Source organism: Pectobacterium carotovorum (assembly GCF_900129615.1).
Taxonomy (GTDB): Bacteria; Pseudomonadota; Gammaproteobacteria; order Enterobacterales; family Enterobacteriaceae; genus Pectobacterium; species Pectobacterium carotovorum.
Genome location: NZ_FQWI01000010.1, coordinates 101,607 through 121,987 on the forward strand (window position 1 = coordinate 101,607; position 20,381 = coordinate 121,987).

The 20,381-nt window shown below is 53.6% G+C and carries 26 protein-coding genes; all 26 read right to left on the minus strand.

All coding sequences use genetic code 11. The features are described 5' to 3' along the window. Nucleotides 1-582 carry a phage tail protein I gene (locus BUB06_RS18320; protein WP_039476227.1) on the minus strand — a complete coding sequence of 194 codons (582 nt, stop codon included), beginning with the start codon at nucleotides 580-582 and terminating at the stop codon, nucleotides 1-3. Beyond that, nucleotides 575-1,678: a baseplate assembly protein gene (locus tag BUB06_RS18325; protein ID WP_039476230.1), complete on the minus strand. Its 1,104-nt coding sequence runs from the start codon at nucleotides 1,676-1,678 to the stop codon at nucleotides 575-577. The genes BUB06_RS18320 and BUB06_RS18325 overlap by 8 nt, the downstream gene beginning before the upstream one ends. Continuing rightward, nucleotides 1,669-2,016 carry a GPW/gp25 family protein gene (locus tag BUB06_RS18330; RefSeq protein WP_010294895.1) on the minus strand — a complete coding sequence of 116 codons (348 nt, stop codon included), beginning with the start codon at nucleotides 2,014-2,016 and terminating at the stop codon, nucleotides 1,669-1,671. Before BUB06_RS18330 ends, BUB06_RS18325 begins: the two co-directional genes overlap by 10 nt. A 58-nt stretch (nucleotides 2,017-2,074) precedes the next feature. Next, the gene (locus BUB06_RS18335; protein ID WP_039476234.1) at nucleotides 2,075-2,656 is read right to left on the minus strand and encodes a phage baseplate assembly protein V; all 582 of its coding nucleotides are present in this window, start codon (nucleotides 2,654-2,656) and stop codon (nucleotides 2,075-2,077) included. Beyond that, the gene (locus tag BUB06_RS18340) at nucleotides 2,653-3,813 is read right to left on the minus strand and encodes a phage late control D family protein (RefSeq protein WP_039476236.1); all 1,161 of its coding nucleotides are present in this window, start codon (nucleotides 3,811-3,813) and stop codon (nucleotides 2,653-2,655) included. Before BUB06_RS18340 ends, BUB06_RS18335 begins: the two co-directional genes overlap by 4 nt. After that, nucleotides 3,801-4,013, minus strand: a complete 213-nt coding sequence (locus BUB06_RS18345) for a tail protein X (RefSeq protein WP_039476239.1) — start codon at nucleotides 4,011-4,013, stop codon at nucleotides 3,801-3,803. The genes BUB06_RS18340 and BUB06_RS18345 overlap by 13 nt, the downstream gene beginning before the upstream one ends. After that, nucleotides 4,003-4,932 (minus strand): phage tail protein, encoded by a 930-nt coding sequence (locus tag BUB06_RS18350; protein WP_039476243.1) that lies wholly within the window; start codon nucleotides 4,930-4,932, stop codon nucleotides 4,003-4,005. Before BUB06_RS18350 ends, BUB06_RS18345 begins: the two co-directional genes overlap by 11 nt. Next, nucleotides 4,932-7,343: a phage tail tape measure protein gene (locus tag BUB06_RS18355; RefSeq protein WP_039476246.1), complete on the minus strand. Its 2,412-nt coding sequence runs from the start codon at nucleotides 7,341-7,343 to the stop codon at nucleotides 4,932-4,934. The genes BUB06_RS18350 and BUB06_RS18355 overlap by 1 nt, the downstream gene beginning before the upstream one ends. After that, nucleotides 7,334-7,555, minus strand: a complete 222-nt coding sequence (locus BUB06_RS22010) for a hypothetical protein (RefSeq protein WP_139294554.1) — start codon at nucleotides 7,553-7,555, stop codon at nucleotides 7,334-7,336. The genes BUB06_RS18355 and BUB06_RS22010 overlap by 10 nt, the downstream gene beginning before the upstream one ends. A gap of 15 nt (nucleotides 7,556-7,570) precedes the next feature. Next, entirely contained in the window at nucleotides 7,571-7,714 is a 144-nt protein-coding gene (locus tag BUB06_RS22405; RefSeq protein ID WP_094431851.1) for a GpE family phage tail protein, read from the minus strand. Beyond that, on the minus strand, nucleotides 7,659-7,979 hold the full coding sequence (locus BUB06_RS18360; RefSeq protein ID WP_015839833.1) for a phage tail assembly protein: 321 nt from the start codon (nucleotides 7,977-7,979) through the stop codon (nucleotides 7,659-7,661). The genes BUB06_RS22405 and BUB06_RS18360 overlap by 56 nt, the downstream gene beginning before the upstream one ends. Before the next feature lie 139 nt (nucleotides 7,980-8,118). Next, nucleotides 8,119-8,415, minus strand: a complete 297-nt coding sequence (locus tag BUB06_RS18365; protein WP_048329341.1) for a 2Fe-2S iron-sulfur cluster-binding protein — start codon at nucleotides 8,413-8,415, stop codon at nucleotides 8,119-8,121. 56 nt (nucleotides 8,416-8,471) lie between these two features. Then, nucleotides 8,472-8,996 (minus strand): phage major tail tube protein, encoded by a 525-nt coding sequence (locus BUB06_RS18370; protein WP_010281046.1) that lies wholly within the window; start codon nucleotides 8,994-8,996, stop codon nucleotides 8,472-8,474. Further along, complete coding sequence (locus BUB06_RS18375; protein ID WP_039476249.1) at nucleotides 8,996-10,423, minus strand: phage tail sheath subtilisin-like domain-containing protein; 1,428 nt, start codon at nucleotides 10,421-10,423, stop codon at nucleotides 8,996-8,998. The genes BUB06_RS18370 and BUB06_RS18375 overlap by 1 nt, the downstream gene beginning before the upstream one ends. Then, nucleotides 10,413-10,610: a hypothetical protein gene (locus BUB06_RS18380; RefSeq protein ID WP_039273081.1), complete on the minus strand. Its 198-nt coding sequence runs from the start codon at nucleotides 10,608-10,610 to the stop codon at nucleotides 10,413-10,415. Before BUB06_RS18380 ends, BUB06_RS18375 begins: the two co-directional genes overlap by 11 nt. Then, nucleotides 10,607-11,074: a Gp37 family protein gene (locus BUB06_RS18385; protein WP_039476254.1), complete on the minus strand. Its 468-nt coding sequence runs from the start codon at nucleotides 11,072-11,074 to the stop codon at nucleotides 10,607-10,609. Before BUB06_RS18385 ends, BUB06_RS18380 begins: the two co-directional genes overlap by 4 nt. 245 nt (nucleotides 11,075-11,319) lie before the next feature. Further along, a complete protein-coding gene (locus tag BUB06_RS18390; RefSeq protein ID WP_010294921.1) occupies nucleotides 11,320-11,631 on the minus strand; it encodes a hypothetical protein in 312 nt (103 codons plus the stop codon). Continuing rightward, on the minus strand, nucleotides 11,624-11,953 hold the full coding sequence (locus BUB06_RS18395; RefSeq protein ID WP_010294923.1) for a hypothetical protein: 330 nt from the start codon (nucleotides 11,951-11,953) through the stop codon (nucleotides 11,624-11,626). Before BUB06_RS18395 ends, BUB06_RS18390 begins: the two co-directional genes overlap by 8 nt. Next, on the minus strand, nucleotides 11,943-12,617 hold the full coding sequence (locus BUB06_RS18400; RefSeq protein WP_039476258.1) for a hypothetical protein: 675 nt from the start codon (nucleotides 12,615-12,617) through the stop codon (nucleotides 11,943-11,945). Before BUB06_RS18400 ends, BUB06_RS18395 begins: the two co-directional genes overlap by 11 nt. Then, nucleotides 12,607-13,218 carry a transglycosylase SLT domain-containing protein gene (locus BUB06_RS18405; protein WP_039476260.1) on the minus strand — a complete coding sequence of 204 codons (612 nt, stop codon included), beginning with the start codon at nucleotides 13,216-13,218 and terminating at the stop codon, nucleotides 12,607-12,609. The genes BUB06_RS18400 and BUB06_RS18405 overlap by 11 nt, the downstream gene beginning before the upstream one ends. 1 nt (nucleotide 13,219) lies before the next feature. Further along, nucleotides 13,220-13,549: a putative holin gene (locus BUB06_RS18410; protein ID WP_010281025.1), complete on the minus strand. Its 330-nt coding sequence runs from the start codon at nucleotides 13,547-13,549 to the stop codon at nucleotides 13,220-13,222. Nucleotides 13,550-13,768: 219 nt separating this feature from the next. Continuing rightward, nucleotides 13,769-15,136 (minus strand): TolC family outer membrane protein, encoded by a 1,368-nt coding sequence (locus BUB06_RS18415; RefSeq protein WP_039476262.1) that lies wholly within the window; start codon nucleotides 15,134-15,136, stop codon nucleotides 13,769-13,771. A 2-nt stretch (nucleotides 15,137-15,138) separates the two neighbouring features. Next, nucleotides 15,139-16,467, minus strand: a complete 1,329-nt coding sequence (locus tag BUB06_RS18420) for an HlyD family type I secretion periplasmic adaptor subunit (protein ID WP_039476265.1) — start codon at nucleotides 16,465-16,467, stop codon at nucleotides 15,139-15,141. A gap of 27 nt (nucleotides 16,468-16,494) precedes the next feature. Beyond that, complete coding sequence (locus BUB06_RS18425; protein WP_039476268.1) at nucleotides 16,495-18,222, minus strand: type I secretion system permease/ATPase; 1,728 nt, start codon at nucleotides 18,220-18,222, stop codon at nucleotides 16,495-16,497. Nucleotides 18,223-18,239: 17 nt separating this feature from the next. Further along, complete coding sequence (locus BUB06_RS18430; RefSeq protein WP_010297561.1) at nucleotides 18,240-18,551, minus strand: protease inhibitor Inh/omp19 family protein; 312 nt, start codon at nucleotides 18,549-18,551, stop codon at nucleotides 18,240-18,242. Between the two features lie 105 nt (nucleotides 18,552-18,656). After that, nucleotides 18,657-20,087, minus strand: coding sequence for a serralysin family metalloprotease (locus BUB06_RS18435; protein ID WP_039476270.1), 1,431 nt, complete (start codon nucleotides 20,085-20,087; stop codon nucleotides 18,657-18,659). Between the last annotated feature and the right edge of the window lie 294 nt (nucleotides 20,088-20,381).

The window sequence follows — 20,381 nt, forward strand, 5'->3', positions numbered from 1 at the left end:
TCAAGCGCTCCCATGATTGTAGTTACTGTCGTATATCGCCGTCCGGTTGTAGCGGATAGGCACTTCCCAATATTCGATGCTGGCCAGATGACACCGTGCCGGGGCAAACATCCCAATAGCATTGCGCAGCATTCTGGCCTGATCGTTGGTAATCGGTTGTTTTAGCAGCACGCGATAAACCGCCCACGCCGCTTTGTCGCCGTGCACATAAAGGTTGTTGTAGGTGGTTTCGCCGTCGTAGCTCAGGCGGCCAATATTCTCGATCAGCGTGCTCTCGCCGAATCCGAAACGACGGATGATCTCTTTAATGCTCCAGGGCGTACCTTTGCTGCGATGCAGGTCGATAGCGGCCTTGATCAGCGCACGTTTGGAGTCATCCGATTCCGCCAGTTCCCAGCCGTCGCCAAACAACGAGAATTGTTCTGCCAGCCAGGGCAACACGCTGCCGTCAGCGATATCGATCAGATAAACCAGCAAAGCATTCAGATCGATGTCATCGAAGCGGTCGGCCAATTCCGCCAGCGAACGAAAGCTGGCGTCAGCCGCCAACGGCGGTGGCAACAGTTGTAGTGAATCAGCCATTCGACACCCCGACGACGCTGACATTGATGCCCGTACAGTTCGCCCATTCACTGTCATCAAGCACCATCAATGACGGCGAAACGAGCTCCACCTGATACACGCCGGGGATGGAAAGCGTGGCGATAATCTGGCTTGGGACAATGTCACGCCCCAGCGTGGCGGTGCGGGTTTCCACCCAAGCCTGCACCGCTTTTTCTACGGCGGCCTGAACGACGCCAGCCTGTTCGCCGTTAAATAGCGTCAATTTGGCGCTGATGGCGTAATCCACCTGCGTGGGGGATTTGGCGGAAACAAAATCCGTCAGTGGGCGCACCTGTTCGTCGGAGCAAAAACTTTCCACCAGCGAGAGCATGCTGCTGTCCGGCAAGCCAGTGCTGAGCAACGGATAAAGCACCACTTCGCCCGGTTCAGGCGACATCACTGCCACATCAACAATGTTTTGGTGTGCTCGCATCGCATGGAAGCGATACGCCAGTTTCGATCCCGCCGTACTGAACGATTCCGGTGCCAGTTGAACACGTTCACGCAGGCGATCGTCATCTTCCTCGGCGGAACCACCGCTGCTCTTGGTGATATTGACGACGCTTAAATCACTGTCGCCAATCTCATCCAGCAGAGTACTGATCTGAGCAGGCAGCCAGTCATTGCCCACATCGCCACTTTCGGTACAGGTCGCCAGCACAGTGACCCCGCTGCCGCTCGCTCTCAGCAGCGCGTCGCTGTCGGTGGTGAAAATCACGCTGTCTGATGCGCTAACGCGAGTACCCGCAGGAATCAGCAGATCGCTGACTAACGGCGTTTCAGGGGTAAAGCGAAGTTCTGCACGCGCTGGCTGCGCCGCCAAACGATAGACGCCGACCAGTTCTGCCAGATAATCCAGCATCGGTGCACGAGCAAACGCAACCAGGTTCTGCTTGGCGGCTTCCTGGACCGCACTACGCAATAAAGTTTCCCGGTAGGCAAAGAGGTTAATCAGCAGGCGTTCGGCCTGCGCCGGATAGAGTGTTTTCCCCGAATCAGCTTCATATTTCGCGATCATTTCGGCGGTAATCTTCGCCGCATCGCGTTCAATAAAATTGGGTTCTGTCAGCGCCATAACAACTCCGTGGTCTGTGTCGCGCCGTTAGCGGTTTTCCAGCTAACGTGCAGCGTCAGGTGAGCCCCATTCACAGAAGGTTTAACCGCCAGTAGCTGGCAGCGAGGTTCCCATCGTTTGATCGCTTCTACCGATTCCCTGACGACATGCGGGATCGCACGATCGATCGGATAATCGAGATACAAATGTAGATTGCTACCAAAGTCAGGCCGATGTGGGTCGCTGCCGCAGGGTGTCCGCAGGATGATGTGAATCGCCTGCATGATATCTGCCGTTCCTTCGACGATGTCGCCGGGACGTTGCAGCGCCGGTTGCCAAAAAACAGATTGAGTTTTCATAGGGGGCTATTGTCGCCCCCGGTGAGAGAAAGGAATATTAAAGCGGTTTAGGGAAACGTTAGTGCGAGTGGTGATTGGAGTTGCCGCCAGCGTCCATGACGCTGCCGCTGGCGCTGACGTTGCCGGAGATACTGACATCACCGCTGAGGCTGGCACCGCCGGAACCGGACATCCCGCTCTCGTAGGTGAGTTGTCCTTGCACCAGTAGCTTGCCCGTCACCGTCGTTTCTGGCGCATCAATGGTGACCCGCTGGGCGTTAACCACCACGTCAGTCCCGCTGCTAATCGCAATATGCTGCACGCCGCCGTTGATCGTTAACGTATGCGTTCGGCGATCGTATTCAATATGCGCGCCGTCAGCGAACGTTACCGCCCTTTTGTCCTTATCTGCCAGCGTTGGCACATCGGTGGCAGAGTAAATCGCCCCTAGCACCAGGCCATCTTCGCCGTTGCCGTCCAGCAGAACTTCGACCTGCTCACCAATATCCGGCAACCAATAATCCTTATTATTCTGCGTATTGCGCTGTAATACCGGAAGCCAGGCCGTACGCAGATTATCGCACTCTGGTAGACGAACGCGCACCATGACGCGAACCTCATCTACCGCACTGATCGTGCCAATTCGACGAGATAAACTCATAAACCTATATCCTTTTTACTCTTGACCGTCTGTGTTGTCTGGCTGCCATCTGGGTGGTAAGTCACCAGCGTTTTTCCGCCGTCCGATTTCCGCTTGCCCGCCGTAATTGGCCCGCGAATCAACCCAATCTCCGTGGTGTAGCCACTGCCACGTTCCAGAGCATGGCGAGCCGATTCGATCAACCAATGGCCAGAAAGTTGGCCGAACGACACCAGTTCCACTTTATTACCCGCCGCCAACTGTGGGCTGCCCATCAGCGTCATCGACCCCTTTTGTTGCTTTTCGTTGTGCGCATCCAATGCAGCATCCGTTTTCATCCTCGCTCCAGAAGCATCCGCCGCGCGCACGTTAACTTTCAACGTATCCGCACTGGTCTCAGCACCGGCAGGCTTCATTTCGTTGTTCGCGCCACCGTTGGCTTCATAAACCATCAGTTTCTTTTCACTCCCTTTCTGATACTTCGTCTTGGCATTTTTATAGACGTGGCTGATCGTGTCGCTCAGTGAAAAACGCGCGACGTCCGTTGGCTTAATTTGTCGAACAGACGCCTGATTACGCAGCGTTGCCAGATGGGAAAAAATCAGCTGGTCGCTAACTACTTTCACGACATAGCCATATTCACTGGCGAGCCGCTTTAGAAAAGCGACATCGGTTTCCGCATATTGCGTAACGCGATCGATCTTGATGATTTGAATCTTCCCTACCAGCATCAACTGATGCTTTTTCGCGATACGTGTCGCAATCGCGGCTAACGTTGTATCTTCAAAACCGCGGTTTGATTTGGTTCTCAATGCACGATTGACCGATGTCGCGACGCCGCGAATCATTACTTCGCTAGGCGGTGAACTCACCTCAATTTCATCAATCGAGAAAGTGCCGCAGTCAAACAGCATTTCACCGAGATACCCTAGCTTGAGCGATAACGTATCGCCCGTACCGGGATACCACTTATCCATCCAGCGGCCATCGGTATCATCGAGCCTGACCTCGATCGAATCCGATTCATTCTTGATGCTATCGGTATACGTCACGCTGGTGACATACGGTGCGATATCATTGGTGATGTCTTTTTGCTGATACCACAGGGTGAACGCCGGTTGCAGTACTTCCGATACGGCGGGAGAGATCAGCTTGAATTCTTCCGTTAACGCAACCATGGTGGGGTGTCCTCCGCTTTACCGGCCTCAGCCTGTTCAATAATCGGAATCAGCACCACCACACCCGATGGCAACAGCGGCACGATGGGGATATGCGGGTTAGCCGCAATGATCCGCGGATAGCCGAGCGGATCGCCGTAATACAGGTAGGACAAGGTATCCCAGCGTTCGCCCTGTGTAGTGATATGTTCAAGGTGCATATGCTTCAACCCTCTTCACGATTTCCGCCGTCAGTTTGCTCAGCGCAGGTTCAGCGCCTTTAAATGTGTCGCTCGCGGCATCAACATGTTTGCTGATGGCTTCCAGCTTCTCGATAACATTTTTGCTGTCGACGTCCTGCAACAAGGTGGCAACTTGCTTGACCTGTTTCAGCATTTCATTCGCCGCTTTATTAACCGCTGTAATTTCAGGCATCATCTTCTCTGCCTGAACCGCCGTATCAGATATGGCCTCTGCCGCTTTTTTAAACGCCGGTTCCACCTCACTTAACGGCGTCAATACATTCCCGACTTGCGTTAGCAGCCCGGGAATTTGCAACAGCGCAGTTTCGGGATTGTTTTTCATCCGTTTTACAATCTGCACGGTGGTTCTCGCCGCCTTAACGGCAGACTGCGCCTTCTTGGCATACGTGACAGCCGTGCGTAGTGAAGCTGCAAAATTGCTCACTTTATCGACTGCTTTGGTGATGGCGCTGACGTTAGGAACAGGGGTTTCTATCGCTGGCGGCTTGAGCGGATTCTTCGGATCGCCAATGTATTCTCGCAGCGTTAGCGAAGCATTCATGGCCAATACGTTACCCTTCGCGTCGGTATGTTCGCTGGTCGAGGTCAGCGCTGTAATCACAAACCAGCCGCGATAGTCTCCATTGCCGAAGACTAACGCCATCGCCTGATGCGCCCGCATCGCCTCAGCCAACCGCTTCAGCTCCGTATCGGGCGTGCAGTACTGCTTGTGAAACACCAGACTAATAGTAATCTCGTCCAGCTTCGCACCGATGAACTGCAAGCCAGGTTTGCCTTCAATACGGCCATGCTCGGCATAATCTGCGCCGAATGACGTATTAAAGCCGTCCCAGTAGGCGGTCACTTTAAATTCAATATTTCCTAATACTGCAAACATCAGGCATACCCCCTGCGCTCACGCTGAGCGAGCAGCTTGTTCAACATATTTTCCAGTTCATTCATGCTAAGCGTCAGCGTCTTCGTCATTTCAGGCGTTGGCGCTGCCTTCTGGCCGTTGAGATAAATGGTGGGTGAGAAAGCGACCTGAACACGTTCGGAAGGGGCTGTGGCGACTAACTTACCTTTCGTTCCACCAACAGTTGGCGTCAGTGCAACACGCTGTTGCGGGGTTGACGCAGTACTCTCAGCGTTAGGTGATTCAATACGCGGTGTCGATCCTAGCGACAATGCAGATACCGATGTGGGTTGTAGAACGGGTGGAGTCATAACATTGGCAGCCACAGGTTGACCGCTAGCTTCGATAGAGACGGTTTTCGAGCCGATACCCAGAAAGTTTTTAACGCTATCGGGAATAAATTCGTTGATCGTTTCCAGGACGCTCTTTAACTCAGGGAAAGCGCTAGTCAGACCATTAACCAGTCCGTCAATAATCACGCCACCGAGCTCACTTAAACTACCGGGTAGTTGAATGCCCAATTCGCTGACAGTATTGGCGAAGATCGAATACAGCACGCCAAATGGTGACCAGTCGAGCAGTAACGCCGCAATACCAGCTACGCCACCAGATACCGCATTGCTGAGCGCCTCCCATCCCGCATTAAAAGCCTGACTGACTTGCGACCAGAGGTTTTTAAAGAATGCACTGATCGGTTCCCAATATCGGTAAATCAGGTAAACAGCCCCCACAATTGCCGTTACTGCCAAGCCAATCGGATTCATCAGCAGAATACGTCCGAATGCTCCAACTCCACCAACCAACCGGCTCAAAATCCCCCCAATACCTTGCAACACTCCGGTCGTTCTTAATCCCGCATTGAATAGCTGCCAACCACGCTGAACCTGCAAAATACCTTCCCAAACGCTCAGTAAAGGCGATAACAGTGTGGTAATCCCCAGCTTCGCACCGCTCAATGCCATTCTGAACGCGAAGAAACCGGCGACGGCCATCACGATCCCACGAACCAGTTCAGGGTTCGCCGCCGTCCAGGTCACCAGTTGATCCAGAATAGGAATCAGTATGTCGCTCAAGGAAACCAATACTGGCACCAGCGCTTCTCCCACATTGAGTGCAATATTCATCACTGACGTTGTCATTTGATTCCAGCGCCCGGTCAATGTGTCATTCTGCCGGGCGAAGTCGAGACCCAGCGTTTGCGTGGCTGCCGGGCTGTTCATCCGCTGTTGGTTCGCTTGATAGCTCTGCCAGTTCTGCTTCATCGACATCGCATGATTCACGGCTTCTGGCGTACGGAATACCTCCTGCAACCCGTAGCGCTGCATTAAACTTTGCTGTGCGTCTACGTTGCCCGCTTTACTGGCCTTATCCCACAGTTGCTGGAACTGACTGCCTTTGCTGTCGATGAATCGGTTACTAATCTGAACCGCAGCGTCGTACTGTGAATACCCACCTTTCATGTAGCTTTTTAGTGACGCGTTATAATCTACGCCCGCGTTGTAGTAGCTGTCGGCAATGTCAGTTCGTCCCACCGAATTCATGAAACTCCCCAGCCGGGCAGCCGTGTTCGCTTCTGTATCCGCGCCTTTTGTCGCGCTCAGGCTGGACACCAACTGACTCAACGCCTGATTGCCCGTCGCCCCCATCGCCGTAAACCCTGGAGCTAGCGCAGTCGCGTATTGCGTCATCGACGCCATGGAGAAACCCTGTTTCGTGCCTGCCAGCATGCGGGAGAAGGATTCCTCCAGCGCCTTAGCACCTTTCAGGTTAAACACGTCATCTAACGTGGCCGAAAGTGCTGTAAGATCGGACAGCGCCGCGCCAGAGGCCGTTGACGTTTTCCCTAAAACTGCCGCAACATCCGTTGCCTGATCCGGTGACATGCCATAAGCAAGCAGTTGTCCGGCACTACCGAGCAATGCATCTGGCTTTTGGTTCACCTGTTGAGAAGATTGACGCAGTTTCTGCCCCATCAACTTTTCTTGCTCACTCGATATCCCATGAGCAACGCTAATGCCACGCAACTGCGCCTCAAACGACGCATAGCGTGTGACCGACGCCACAATCGGCTTCATGACAGAATCAAACTGCGCACGCTTAGTCTGAAAATCCTCGGCGAGTTCACCCCGACGGCTACGTAGCGTTTCCTGACGTGACTGGATACTCTCCAGCCGTTCCTGATTGGTTACCAATTTACTTAGTGACTGGCTCAGTCGGGACGTCACTTGTGTGCTACGCAAACTGACATTGCCAAAACGCTCCAGCGACTGATTAAACAGACGTTGCCACTCCTCAGCTTGTTTGAGTTTATCGCTAAGTGGCTGCAGCGATTTTTTTGTGTCATCCAGCGTGGCGCCAAACGCCCTGCCCAGCATGACACCGTTTAAAAGCATATCCACGGTTCACTCTCATTCAGAAAAGCCCCTTGCGGGGCGGATCGGAGACGGCGGCTTGCGCCGCTCCAGTGTGGTTTCCCCATCACAAACCGGGGATAAAACGAGGAAAAGGACGAGTGATAAGCGGGAGAAGAAGACAGGTGGTGAGGGAGGAAAACGGCCAGCGCCCTGTCGCTGGCCGGGTTGGGTTGGGTGGATGGTGGACTCATTAATCCTGTCAGTAATCAGTCTTCCTCACCGTTCTCACGTTTTATCTGTTCGCTGGCTTCATCCAGCCAGCGTTCAAAGTCGTCCAATTCCAGCGCATCAATCTCACTCGGCTGAAAGCGAAACCACCTCGCCAGCAGGGCTTGCGCTTTCCACAGCAGCGCCGGCTGCGTTATCCAACCCAAGTAGCTGCTGAAATCGTTTTTGCAGCGCCATATAGTCCTGCGCGTCCATCTCATCGATGTCTTCCGGCACCAGACCGGTCATGCGCGACAGCAGCGCGTCATCCCAGTTGCTTGGGTCATCGCTGATTTTTTTCACCGCTTTGATGTCTTTGACTTTCAGACGCTTGAGCGAAATGGACTCCACGCGTTGGCCAGCAGAGGTGGTGTAAGGGAATTGCAGAGAATAGGTTTCAGTGTGCATAACGGCTCCTTAGTAAATGTCGGGAGCAGTATCGCGTGCAGCGAGGAATAACGATTTTAAAGTGAATTAGAAAACGAAAGGGGCAGGCATAAGAAAGGGGCCGAAGCCCCTTTCATTGCGATAACGCGAACATTAGTAATTAACGAGGCAGTTCGCCTTCAGCAAAAAAGCGAACAACACAGTCACTAAGTGGATAAGCAACATCGCTCAAAAAGAAACCGGCCGCGATCTGTTCATCATCTAAATAACTCTGATCACTCTGATCAACCTGGCCAGAGATCAAACGGGCTACAGATGCCGAGTCCGCACCAGCACGGCTGGAATACGGTAAATCAAAACCCGCTTCTTCCGCAGCATCCAAAATGTAGACATCTTCGCGGCATTGAAAATGAATATTATTTTCCAAGTCGATAATATCAAATACTTTTGCTGACATAGTCACCTCATTGATTGATAGAAACGCCCGCCCCACTGGCGGGCTTGGAAGATAAATTAACCGCCGATATTGGCGCGGTAGCTGTTCAGTTGATCCACGCCGCCCACCATGAAGATGTTGGACAGGTAATCCAGCTCCAGCAGGTCTTCACCGTTCATCACCTGCTTGATGTAGGTACAGCTGAACGCGCTGCTAAAATCCGGGTTTTCGTGCTGCTTGAACGTGCCCAGCGGATTCTTTTTGAACATGATGGTCATGTGCGTCACCAGCGGCACTTCTTCGATACGGCCTTGAGAGCCGTAGCGTTCCACGCTGGAGCGACACTGCAGTGCCAGCGACTGGTAAGGGTTCGCCGCCGCCAGCATCGCTTCGCGGTAGAAGGAGTTCCATTTGATCTCACCTTCCAGCTTGTCGAAGCCCGCAGGCAGTTCGATCTTGCCGACCATGCCCAGCGCCTTGTGCTCCTGCATGATCATGGAGATATCCGGCAGTTTGATTTCCTGCGCACGCCCCAGCAGGTTGGTGCCATTGATGTAGATGTTGGCGTTGGTAATACGGTTTACTTCAATTTTCCCGGCCATCAGTTAGTGCCCTCCAGCGTTACCAGGTATTCCGAGGTGATCTCCGTCTCAAAGGTCAGACGCTCAAGCGGCGGCGGCGGAGTGAATTTGTAGTTAAGCAACAGGTGCCCTGCCGCCAGTTCGGTTTGTTCGTTACGCGCGGCATCAAACCAGCATTTGAAGCCCAGCAGTGCGCCGTCCCCGATCAGCTTGCGACCGTAGGCGTTGACGGATTCCACCAGCGCATCGATCAGCGCCTGATTGATCGGCATGTCGATATACTGCTGACTGAAATAGCGGATGGATTCGTTAATCACATCGCCAGTACGACGCACGTTTTCGAAGTTCTTCATGTGCGTCACGGTTGGCCAGGCAGCGGTGCGATTGCCCCACAGGCGCAGGCCGGAGCCGTAGCTGTTGAAAATGGTGCTGATGCCCTGCTCGTTCAGCAGGTTCACTTCACTCTGCGGATCGTCAATCATCGCGGACAGCTGGCGCTCTACGCCGGTGATCCCTTTGATTTCCTGATTGGACGACGACCACCAGAAACCTTTCTCCAGATCGACTTTGGCACGCAGACCGGCGGCACGCGCCGACAGCGGCTCCAGACGTTCGCTGTTGGTTTCCGCGTCGTACACTTTTACGTGCGGATAGCACAGACGAGCGCGTTCAGAGCTGGTGTTGAAGTTGATCGTGCCTTCCGGGCCACGGCCGCTCAACGCCTGCGCAAAGGTGGTACCGATTGGCGCATCTATATAGGCAATCGCGCCCAGTTTGTCGGCCAGCGAAATCAACTCGGTCGTTACGCTATTTTGCGTACAGAACACCGGCGAAATCAGAATCTTGGCAAAGAAGCCGTACAGGTTGTAGGTATCGTTCAGCAGCTTCATGCCGGTACGTTTGCCCGCGGCATTGATGCTGCCGATGATGTCGGCGGCGGTCACTTTCGTGACATCAGCAAAGTCATAAGACGCGCTAACTACGGCAGCAACATCAATATTTTTACCCAGGTTTTTCAGGACGCCGGTTTGCGCATCCAGCGTATAGTCCTGACCTTCGATAAACGGCTGGCCGCCTTCTGCCGCCGTCAGTACCAGCTTGGCAACCACACGGTTTACCAGCTGTGCCGTGCCAGTCGCTTTGTCAAACGTGACTTTTTCTGCGCTCACAGACGATTTGTGTTTCGCCGGATCCAGCACGTTGATGACCAGAACCGTACCCGCACCATGATCGTAAATTGCATCCAGCGCCTGCGGGATAGTATAGCCGCCGAACTGGCTACCAAACTGCGCCGCATCTTTTTCAGACAGGCACAGCGTAACGTCATTTACCGCACCCTGCGGTGCCGTACCAATCAGCCCAATCACCGCAGATTTGACGGTTTTCACCGGACGAGCACCGGTTTCAACTTCAATTGTTTCTACACCATGTAAATAATTAGCGGCCAAGGGTCACCTCCGTTGCGCTATCAGCCAGAATCTGATCCGCGACAGGCAGCAAATAGCCCAGCGCGATCAGCGTTTTCACATACTCATGATCTGCTGGCAGTTCAGTCACCTGAGCGGGCCAAAGCAGAATTTCCTGACCATCTGCCAGCGTAACGCCGCTGGCGGGGCCGGTGTAGCGGTATTTCATGCGTCTTTCTCCTCATAATTAACCGTGGTAAGCAGCGGACCATCCGTCTGCTCGCGGTCTTCGATAAAAAGGGTTTCTGTGGTGCAATCGATGGCGTAATGCCAACGTCCTTCGGTGTGACCAACGTAGCGGTCACGTACTAGCCGAATACCGCGATGACAGTCAGGCAGTCGGTATCCTCCCAGCGCCTGACGGACGGTATCGAGTGTGGCCAGTACGCCGTCTTCGCCATCCAGCTCCGGCAGCAGCACGGCAACCATCAGCTGTGGCCGCTGCGTCTGAACCGGAGAATCCGCATCTTCCGGTGCGGAAAATTCGGAACCGCGATACCCCACCAGCACATCTCCAGCAGTCAGAAGGTCTGGCCCGATCAGAATGTTTTCTGGACAGGACGCAATCCGCCGTGCCGGTAAGTGCTGTTGGAGGCGGGCTATCACCGCATCGATAATTGGTCTGGTATTCATATCCGTTCACCCACTGTGTTGATGGCACATCGTGTTGATGGCGCTAGTATCCGGATAATGGTTGGCTGCGGCTTTTAATCTGTTTTAGAAAAAACAGCGACGTGATTTATTTGAAAAAAGACGGTTAATACACTGAAAAATAAAAATTATTTCGATAAAAAAACGCCAGCACAATCGTGCTGGCGCAAAGGAAGATGACGACACGATAACGCGCAAAGACAGAAGAGAAACCAATCCAAATGGGATTACCGATCCCAATATTTTTCTGGCCGGGCGATGCCAACCATACAGTCAACCGCATATTCCACGACATCCACACCAAGGCGGGTGAGATTCGCCAGCCAGACGCCACCTACCTCCTTGGTCAATACCGCCATCTTGCGATCGGCCAGATAATCCAGTGCGTGACGCAGCTCCGGCGCTGATGCATCGGCATACAGCCGCTGCATCAGCGCTAGCAGGAACATTTCATTCGCGGTGTAAGGCCGCGTTTTGTTTAATGCGATAAGCAAGTGCCAACGCATCGATTCCTGTCGGATACGCTGCGTATCAGCCATGATTGCCTCCTGAATACCGCTGCTGCACCAATTCCAGCTTGTTATAAAGCGCATCCAGCTTGGCTTCGATTACCGTCTGACCACGGATGTAATCCTCACGTCGTACATAAACCAGCGGTAAATCGGCGCGGAATTCCAGAAATTCACGCTCCAGTCGCGTCCACCCTTGCTCGCTCTTCTGGCGAGCATTTTCCAGGGCGGCGAAACGCTCATTCAGCCGCTTTTCAATCTGCGTGAGCAAAATCCGCCCAGCGGCAAACAGGAAGCTCATAAACGACAACAACAGGCCGACCAACGACCAGAATTCCACTTCAATCTTCACGTGTTACCTCCCCTGCCTGTTGTAACGTTTCGATGTAATCCAGCAGCGCGTTAACCTGCGCGCTCAACGCCTGGTAGCGCTCTCCGTTGTCGCTGATGTTGGCGAGAATATCGCGCTGGGAGACGCCTGAAAGTTGTAATTCGGCGTCAGCGGTTGTGCCGCTGTTGGACGCTGAGCCAGTGCGGCGGGCAGCGGCGGTAGCGTCTGGGGTACCGTCGGTGGACAGACCGAAAGCGGCGTTGTAGTGCTGCACGAAGCCACGAGTAAACACGCACTGCACAGGCTGAACTTTGCCTTTTTCGTCAATGTATTGCTGAGTAACATGGTCAATTTTCCGTTGGAGAGCGACGTTATCCGCCGCCAGTTTTTGACGCGCTGCGACATAGCGCTGTTCGAGTTGATTCCCACGCTCTACCTGCTGCTGGTATTGCTCCGCCGCCGCACGTAGTAGCTGGTTCTGGGTTTCGGCCTGCTGCTGCTGTAGCAAGTTGAATGCCGCCTGCTGTTTCGCCAGCACGGCATCCCCCAGTGCTTGCGCCAGTTGATAACCCTGATTACGACCGGTCAGATAGACCGCGAGTAGCAACACCACGACAAGCAGGACGGCGACCACGCGTGGCGAAAGAAAGGATTTCAGGCTATTGAGAAACAGACTATTCCACACAGCTCGCCCTCCCCCAGCTCAAATACCGTGGCGCCAGCTGATGCAAAATGCGGTCGGGATAATGACGGTTTTCACGCCAGTTGGCGGCACTGCGCCCGGCATTGACGGTTTCCACATGATCGAACCAGCGGAGTATGTCCTTCCCGGCGATCTTCGCGCGCTGCTTATCACGCTGTAACCAGCCAAGCCCGCCGTTGTAGGACGACAAGGTCATTGCCATACGTTCGCAGTCGTTGCTGGCGCTGATTCGTGTCCACAGCCAGCGATCGTAGCCCGTCAGAGCACGAATAGCCCAGGCAGGATTAAACGGTTGATTAGCGCGAAGTTCAGGAACGATACCGCTAAACCAGTCGGCGGTGGTCGGCATAAACTGCGCCAGCCCCTGCGCACCGACGGGTGAAACGGCCCGAGGATTCCAGCCGCTTTCCTGATGCAACTGTGCCGCAAAGTCAGCAATCGGGGCATTCATGCCCCAATCCAACCGTGCGCTGCGGATCACATCACTGCGATACGCCTGCGCGGCACGAGGGATCGTGTCGGCACAGACCGTAGCGCTAAAAAGCAGCGGGCTAACAAACAGCGTGATGAGGAGGTGTCGCATATCACAACCCCATCGCTACGCCGATGCAAACGGCTGACACAATCAGCGCACGTCGTAACATCGCGGCGGCAAATACGGTGTGGTGACCGTCCCGAACCGGGAAACGTCCACGCGGTACAGGCTCATCACCTTGTTCGAGGAACAGACCGGGACGCGCTTTAGGAAACAGCGAACGATCCAGCCAATAGCCTAATACCGCAGCGAGTGAAATAAGCGAGAGCTTATAGACGGTGACGGGAAGCTGTTGCGGTGAAATCAGCCCGATAACAGCAAAGAGAAAAGCGGATGTCACAATCCAGCCGGTAAGACGCGGTTTTTTGATTTTTTTCACGATAAAGCCTCCTGATAAGAATGGAGGCCATTATGCAAAATGAGGGGGTTTGATGATTTTAAAGGAGTTTAAGTATTACTAAGGCGCAAGATCCCACAGAATTGAACCATTTCTATTCGTCATCCCTTTCTAGTCTTCATTCTTCACGTTGCCCATACGTAGACTTCCTGCTGATAAAAATCATAACCGATTACCCGTATATGATTTTTATCACCTGTTTTAGTTTCTGCTGATCTTGTTGTTGGCAAATGACGCTGTTGCAGGCTGAAACCAAGCCGCCAGTTCCAGAATATCTTTCTCGTTTAGCGTACCCGCGGTATAGCGCAGTAATAGCCATGCCTGGAGCCAGCTGTATTTCGCTTCCGCCAGCTCTCGTCGGGCGTTATACCAATCCTGCTCGGCCAGCAAAATATCCAGATTGATACGTTCTCCACCTGCAACGCTCAACCGTGTGGCATTAACGGCTTCTTGGGCAGATGAGGCCGTCATTTGCCAGGCCTTAATTTTCGCCGACCCGTTGTTATACAGGTTGTAGTACTTTTTCAATTCCGCCAGCGTTTGCTTGGTTTGATCGTCCAGTTCCGCCTGACTTTGCTGATATTCCGCCGCCGCCTGTCGCATGGAGGCTGAGACAGAACCACCAGCGTAAAGTGGAACATTCAGCTGCAAACCGACGCTCTGCGTGTCGTATTTCTGGTTGTAGTTGTATTCACTTTCCGAACGGCTATTGCGCGACGATGCCACCAGCGACAGCGTAGGTAAATGCCCGGCGCGGCTGCGTTCGATTTCATAGCGGCTGACCGCCAGCCCCTCGCGCTGTGTCGCCAGTTTGGCATTGTGCTGCACGGCAAGATCGCGCCACTGTGCCAGTGTCTGCTTGCCTGATTCCGCAGACGGCGGTTGAGTGAGCGCCAGAGGATACAGCGTCGTAATATCCAGCGCCGTCCCCGTCATATTTTCCAGATCGGTGATCGCAGCATCCAGATTGTCCTGTTGTTCAATGCGCTGCGCTTCGATCAGCGTAAAACGCGCTTCCGTTTCCCGCACATCCGTTAGCGTGCCTTCACCCGCTAGCAACAGGCGTTTATTCAGCGCCAGCTGTTCCCGATACGCCCGCTGCTGCGCATCCAGCAATTGCAGCTTTTCCTGCGCCAGCAGCGCGCTGCTCCAGGCTTGATATAACCGCACCATCAAATCCTGACTGCGATCGCGAAAACGCTGATCGGCCATCAGCGTGCGGGCAACACCCTGCTGATAACGTGCCCAGGCCGCATAGTCCAGCAGCGGCTGGCGCAGTGACAGCGTTGACGTGTAGCTGTCATAATTGCGTTTTAGCGTGTTACCCGTGAAGCTATCTGTTTGGGTGACTTTGGAATGGCTGCGGTTAGCGTTATAGCCATACTGGAGATTGGGAAGCAGATTGGCGCGCCCGATCGTTTCTTCTTCCTGACCAGCAGCATGCTCAAACCCCGCCGCACGAAACTGCGCGTCATTACGCAGCGCCAATTCCCAGGCATCAAGCAACCCTAATGCGTTGGCCCCCGAAGAAAGCAGCCCAAACAGCACGATTATCGCGATCCTTTGCATGATTATTCTTCCGTTAATGCCAGATGCAGGCGATCCATTAAAGGCTTAAAGAGATAATTGACGAACGACCGCTCTCCGGTACGAACAAACCCTTGCACTGGCATACCGGGCTTGACTTCCAGCCCCTCTAGCGCACGTTTACCTGCCTCATCCACCTGAACGCGCAGGCTGTAATAAGGTGAACCGTCCCGCTCATCCAGCAGGCGGTCGGCGGACAGCAGTTCGACCGTTCCTGCCACACGCGGCGTCGTGCTTTGATTAAACGCGACAAACTGAAGTTCAACGGGTAATCCCGGCCAGACTTTATCCACCAGCTCAACGGGTAGACGCGCATCCACGAATAAAGGCTGGTCATCCGGCACGATCTCCAGAAGCGTCTGACCCGGCGCAATCACACCGCCTTCCGTAAACACTTTCAGCCCGACCACCGTACCGGAAACCGGTGCGCGCATCTGAATATTCGCCAGATTGAAATCGGCTTTTTCCTTCTTGCTACCCACATCGCTCAGCAGTGCCCGCACGTCCGCCAGCTCGCTATTCACTTCTTTGTCGTATTCCTGCTGGCGCTGGGCGATCAGCAGCGTTTGTTGTTCAATATCACGACGGGTACGATTAATATCTCCCGCCAGTTGGGCGATATCGCCGTTAAGCTGTGCCAGCAGACGTTCGTTCTCCAGCATTTTGTTGCGCGGGACATAATTTTCCGCCGCCAGTGAGCGCAGCCCTTGCAGCTGTTGTTCCAGCGTCTCCCGCTGTTTCTGCTTACTGGACATCACCTGACGCTGGGCGCTGAGTGACGCCTCCATCCCCGCGATGCTCGATCGCATTCCTTCCGCTTCAAGCTTGAGCGACTGCTGACGGCTGTGCAGTAAATCACGCTGTAATGCCGTAATCACGCGCATCTCTGGCTTTTCCGCTAGCGGTTGCAGGCGAGGTGTCATCACCATGTCGCCCAGGCGCTGCTGCTCGGCAAGCAGCCGACCTTCACGCGCCACCAGTTGTAAATACTGACCATCCAGCCCTTCACTCGCCGAACGCGCATCGACCTCATTCAGCGTGAGCAGAATCTGACCGGCCTCGACTCTGTCGCCGTCTTTCACCTGGATTTTATCGACGATACCGCCCTGATTGTGTTGCACAACTTTGCGGTTACCGGAAATCACAACGCTGCCATTAACCATGACGCCCTTGTCCAGTGGTGCAAACAGCGCCCACAGAAGAAAACCGCCGAACCCGGCGAGCACCAGCAACCACCCGAGACGCACGGCACGTTTTTCATCGCGCCGCGCCGTCTGGTTCATACTCTCTTCGCTTATTTCTGATGCGGACATGTCTTTCCCTGTATTCGTCATTCCCTGTTACGGCTGGACAGCAGCAGCAGGTGTCATTTGTGCTTGATTAGCGGCACGGCGCGGCTGCAATTCGTTCAGAATATCGCGCGCTGGCCCAAAGCGCTGTTGCTTACCCTGATTGAGCACCAGAATTTTATGCGCCAGCGTGGTTAATGCAGGACGATGCGTAATCAGTACCACCGTCGCACCCCGCTTCTGAAGATGCGAGATCGCCTGCGCCAGTGCCATTTCACCTTCGTTGTCGAGGCTGGAGTTCGGCTCATCAAGTACCAGCAGGCAGGGATCGCCATACACCGCACGGGCCAGAGCGATACGCTGCCGTTGCCCGCCCGACAGCCCGTTGCCGTCAGCGCCAAGAGGCGTGTCATATCCCTGCGGCTGGCTAAGAATCATTTCGTGGACGCCAGCCAGCTTCGCCGCCGCGACAATTTTTTCCGCGTCATGCTCGCCAAAGCGGGAAATATTCTCCGCCAGCGTGCCTTTAAAGAGCTGCACATCCTGTGGCAGATAGCCCATTGCCGGACCAAACGCCGTTTTATCTACCTGACTGAGATCGGCTCCATCCAGTCGAACCTTGCCACGCGTAGGTGTTTGCGTCGCAACCAAAAGACGTGCCAGCGTCGACTTACCTGAACCTGATGCGCCCAGAATCGCCAGCGTTTCTCCCGCCTGAAGCGAGAAATGGATATCCTGCAATCGTGATGCCCCTTGCGGCGTCTGCAATAACACATTCTCGACGCTAAGCTGGCCAATCGGTGCGGGCAGCGCCATCGCCTCCGCTTTGGGCGGATAAGCCGTCATGATACGGCTGAGTCGAGACCAGGCTTGCCGCGCGCTGCTCAGCGGTTTCCAAATACCGATCAGTTGATCGATAGGGCTCAGCACGCGCCCGACAAGAATTGATCCCGCTATCATCATCCCCGGCGTGATTTCCCCCTTAATCGCTAACATGGCCCCCACGCCGAGCATCAGCGATTGCAGAAAAATACGCGCATGTTTTGATGCAGCCCCGACAACCGCGGCCCGCTCACTTGCCAGATTTTGCAGCGTAATAAAACGGTAGTGTTGCCCCAGCCAACGGCGGCGCAGATTAGGCAGCATCCCCATCGATTCAATGACTTCAGCATTACGCAGTTGCGTATCCGCAAGATGAGTTGCCTGTAGCGCTTCGTGATTTGCCTCTTCCAAAGGCGATGTGGTGAGATACTGGTTCAGCCATGCCAGCAGCACCAGCACCACCGTTCCCCCTAGCGCCAGCAGGCCGAGAACCGGATGGATCAGGAACAGCACCAGTAAAAAGAAGGGAAACCAGGGAATATCGAAGAAGGCAAACAGTGAGTTGCCCGTAATAAACTGCCGCAGTAGCGTGAGATCGTTCAGCGCCTGACCCGCCTTGGCCTCACCGGCCTCCAGATTGCGCTCAAATGCGGCGTTGAAAACCTGTTGATTCAGCTGTAGGTCGATACGGGTGCCGAGTCTCACGACCACCAGACTTCGCACCCATTCGAGTGCCGCCATGAATATCCCCAAGCCAGCAATCAGCAGAGTGAGCATCAGCAACGTGGTGCCATTCCCCGAAGCCAGTACGCGATCGTAAACCTGCAGCATATAAATCGAAGGCGACAGCATCAGTAGATTAACGATGGCGCTGAAAATCCCAATGCTCCAAAAGCTGCGCCGGAAAGGACGCAGTATACTCAACAACGAACGTTCCTTATTTGCTAGTTGACTCACTGCGTTTGCCTCTCCTGTCAGGGCTGTTTATGCAACGTACGCGCACTGCCATCAGGCAATATCAGCGTATAGCCCTCTTTTTCCTTGCTAAAGAACGCCACGGACTGACCTTGTTCTTTCGTCAGCGTGATACCGTCCGGCGTAGGCCTCCAGCCTGCTGGTACATCAGATAGCAGCGCGTTTAAACACGGCGCATCACCCTCAAGACGCCAGGTGTTATCCACTAACGGCGTATTGTGCAGCACAACCTCACACTGCTGTTCCCCGCCACGCAATTGCCATACGCCGCTTAGCTCACTTGCTGAAGGCAACTTCAAACTACTCGCCATACATCCTCCGCTTATTGCACTTAACAGCGCCGCGATGATTAACTTTTTCATAGTGGCCCCAAGTCGATAACAGAAAAGGACGGGGGTTACCCCGTCCTTGCTACATCACACGATAAAATCGGTTGCCGCAGAAGGCTGACCAACAATATGTACAACAAAGTCTGGCGTGGTCTGACCCGCAAAGTTCAGCCACAGATCGGTGGTATTGCTATCGGCATTCCAGTTAAGCAATGCTTCATTACCCAGTCCGGTGAATGAATTGACGAACTGCAAATCACCTTTTTGATTCAACGCTGACAGATCGATTTTGTCGATACCGCGTTGGAAATCCGTGATGGTGTCATAGCCGTTCTTATAGGAAGAGTCACTCGCGCTGGCATAGACAAAAATATCTTTGCCCGCACCGCCCGTCAGCGTATCAGCACCGCCGCCGCCGTAAATAACGTCATCGCCTGCACCGCCCTGCAAAATATTATTCGCATCGTTACCGATAATAATATCGTTGCCAGAACCGCCAATGGCGTTTTCGATTGTGACGCCGTGAGCGATAGACACGTTACCTTTCAGGCCGCCAACATCAGAGAATCCACCTTCATTCAGGTTGATACGCTGATCGTTTCTGTAACCAGAGAAATCAAACGTATCCGTGCCGCCCGCATCCCAAACGGAGAAGATCAATTTGTCACTGCTGCTATTCGCTGAATAGAAATCACGACCTGTGTTGGAGTTGAAACCATATACCGTATCACCGGTACGTGTGTTCATGTTTGCGCCGTAAAGATATTGAATCGCTGTGATGTCATCGATCAGCGGACCCGCAGCATAGTGCCCCTGGAAATCGCCCCCGGTGTTTTGCTCACTCCAGTAGCTCATCAGGCTGAACTGGCGTGTATCTTCCGCGTAGGTCACATCGCGGTAGGTCGGGTTACCTTCACCCGCATTGTAATCACCGGGGTGGTTCAGGCCCAGTGCATGACCGATTTCATGCGTCAGCGTCTGCTTGCCGTATTCCGTTGCCGGGTTACGCACCGTATCAGAGTTGTAGTTAAACCAGGCGCTGCCCGCTGCCGAGTGGTTACCCGGCATATAAGCGTAAGCCTGAGTATCGTAGTCCATCCGACCGCTTGAATCACGGGTGTAGTTACCAAACGTGATGGTAGCTTTTTGGGTAGGGCTAACCTGAGTAAACGTGATATTGGCAACATCTGACCACGATTGCAGAGACAGCTTAGCTTGTTGTTCCTGGGCTGCGCTGAATTTCACAAAGCCCTGATCGCCAGAAGGGATAGACCGTACGTTCTGTAAGAACGAATAGGTCAAATTAGCGGATTTACCGAATACGTTCGTGCCATTCCAGGTCAGACCGTCGCGGACAATTTCCTTAGCAGCCAGATCGCTTGTGAACGAGGGTTTGCCATTAAGCTGTCCATCGCCACGGGAGTGGTAATTATACAGATCGTACACATCACTATATCCCGTACCCGCTGCATGCAATGCCGATTCTGCGGTATCCTTATCTTGATCTCGTAAAGCCATCTTTTCTTCTCCATAAGTCTGATCGGGATGATCAGAATCCTAATTCCCTTCATGCAATCGAGGTATTGCATGCACCGCGTGTGGCCGCGGTCTAATCGTCTCCTGGGTAGATAACGCTCACTAAAAATATTTATATCCAAAAAACGCATATAAATAAAAATTATCTCTATAAGGAAATAATTAAGAAATAACGCCAATTATTTTCGTTATTATCAAATGATAAATAATAAAGTCACGGTGACTAATTTTTATTATTGGTATTGATATGGACAACAAGAGAAACGGATGCCAGAC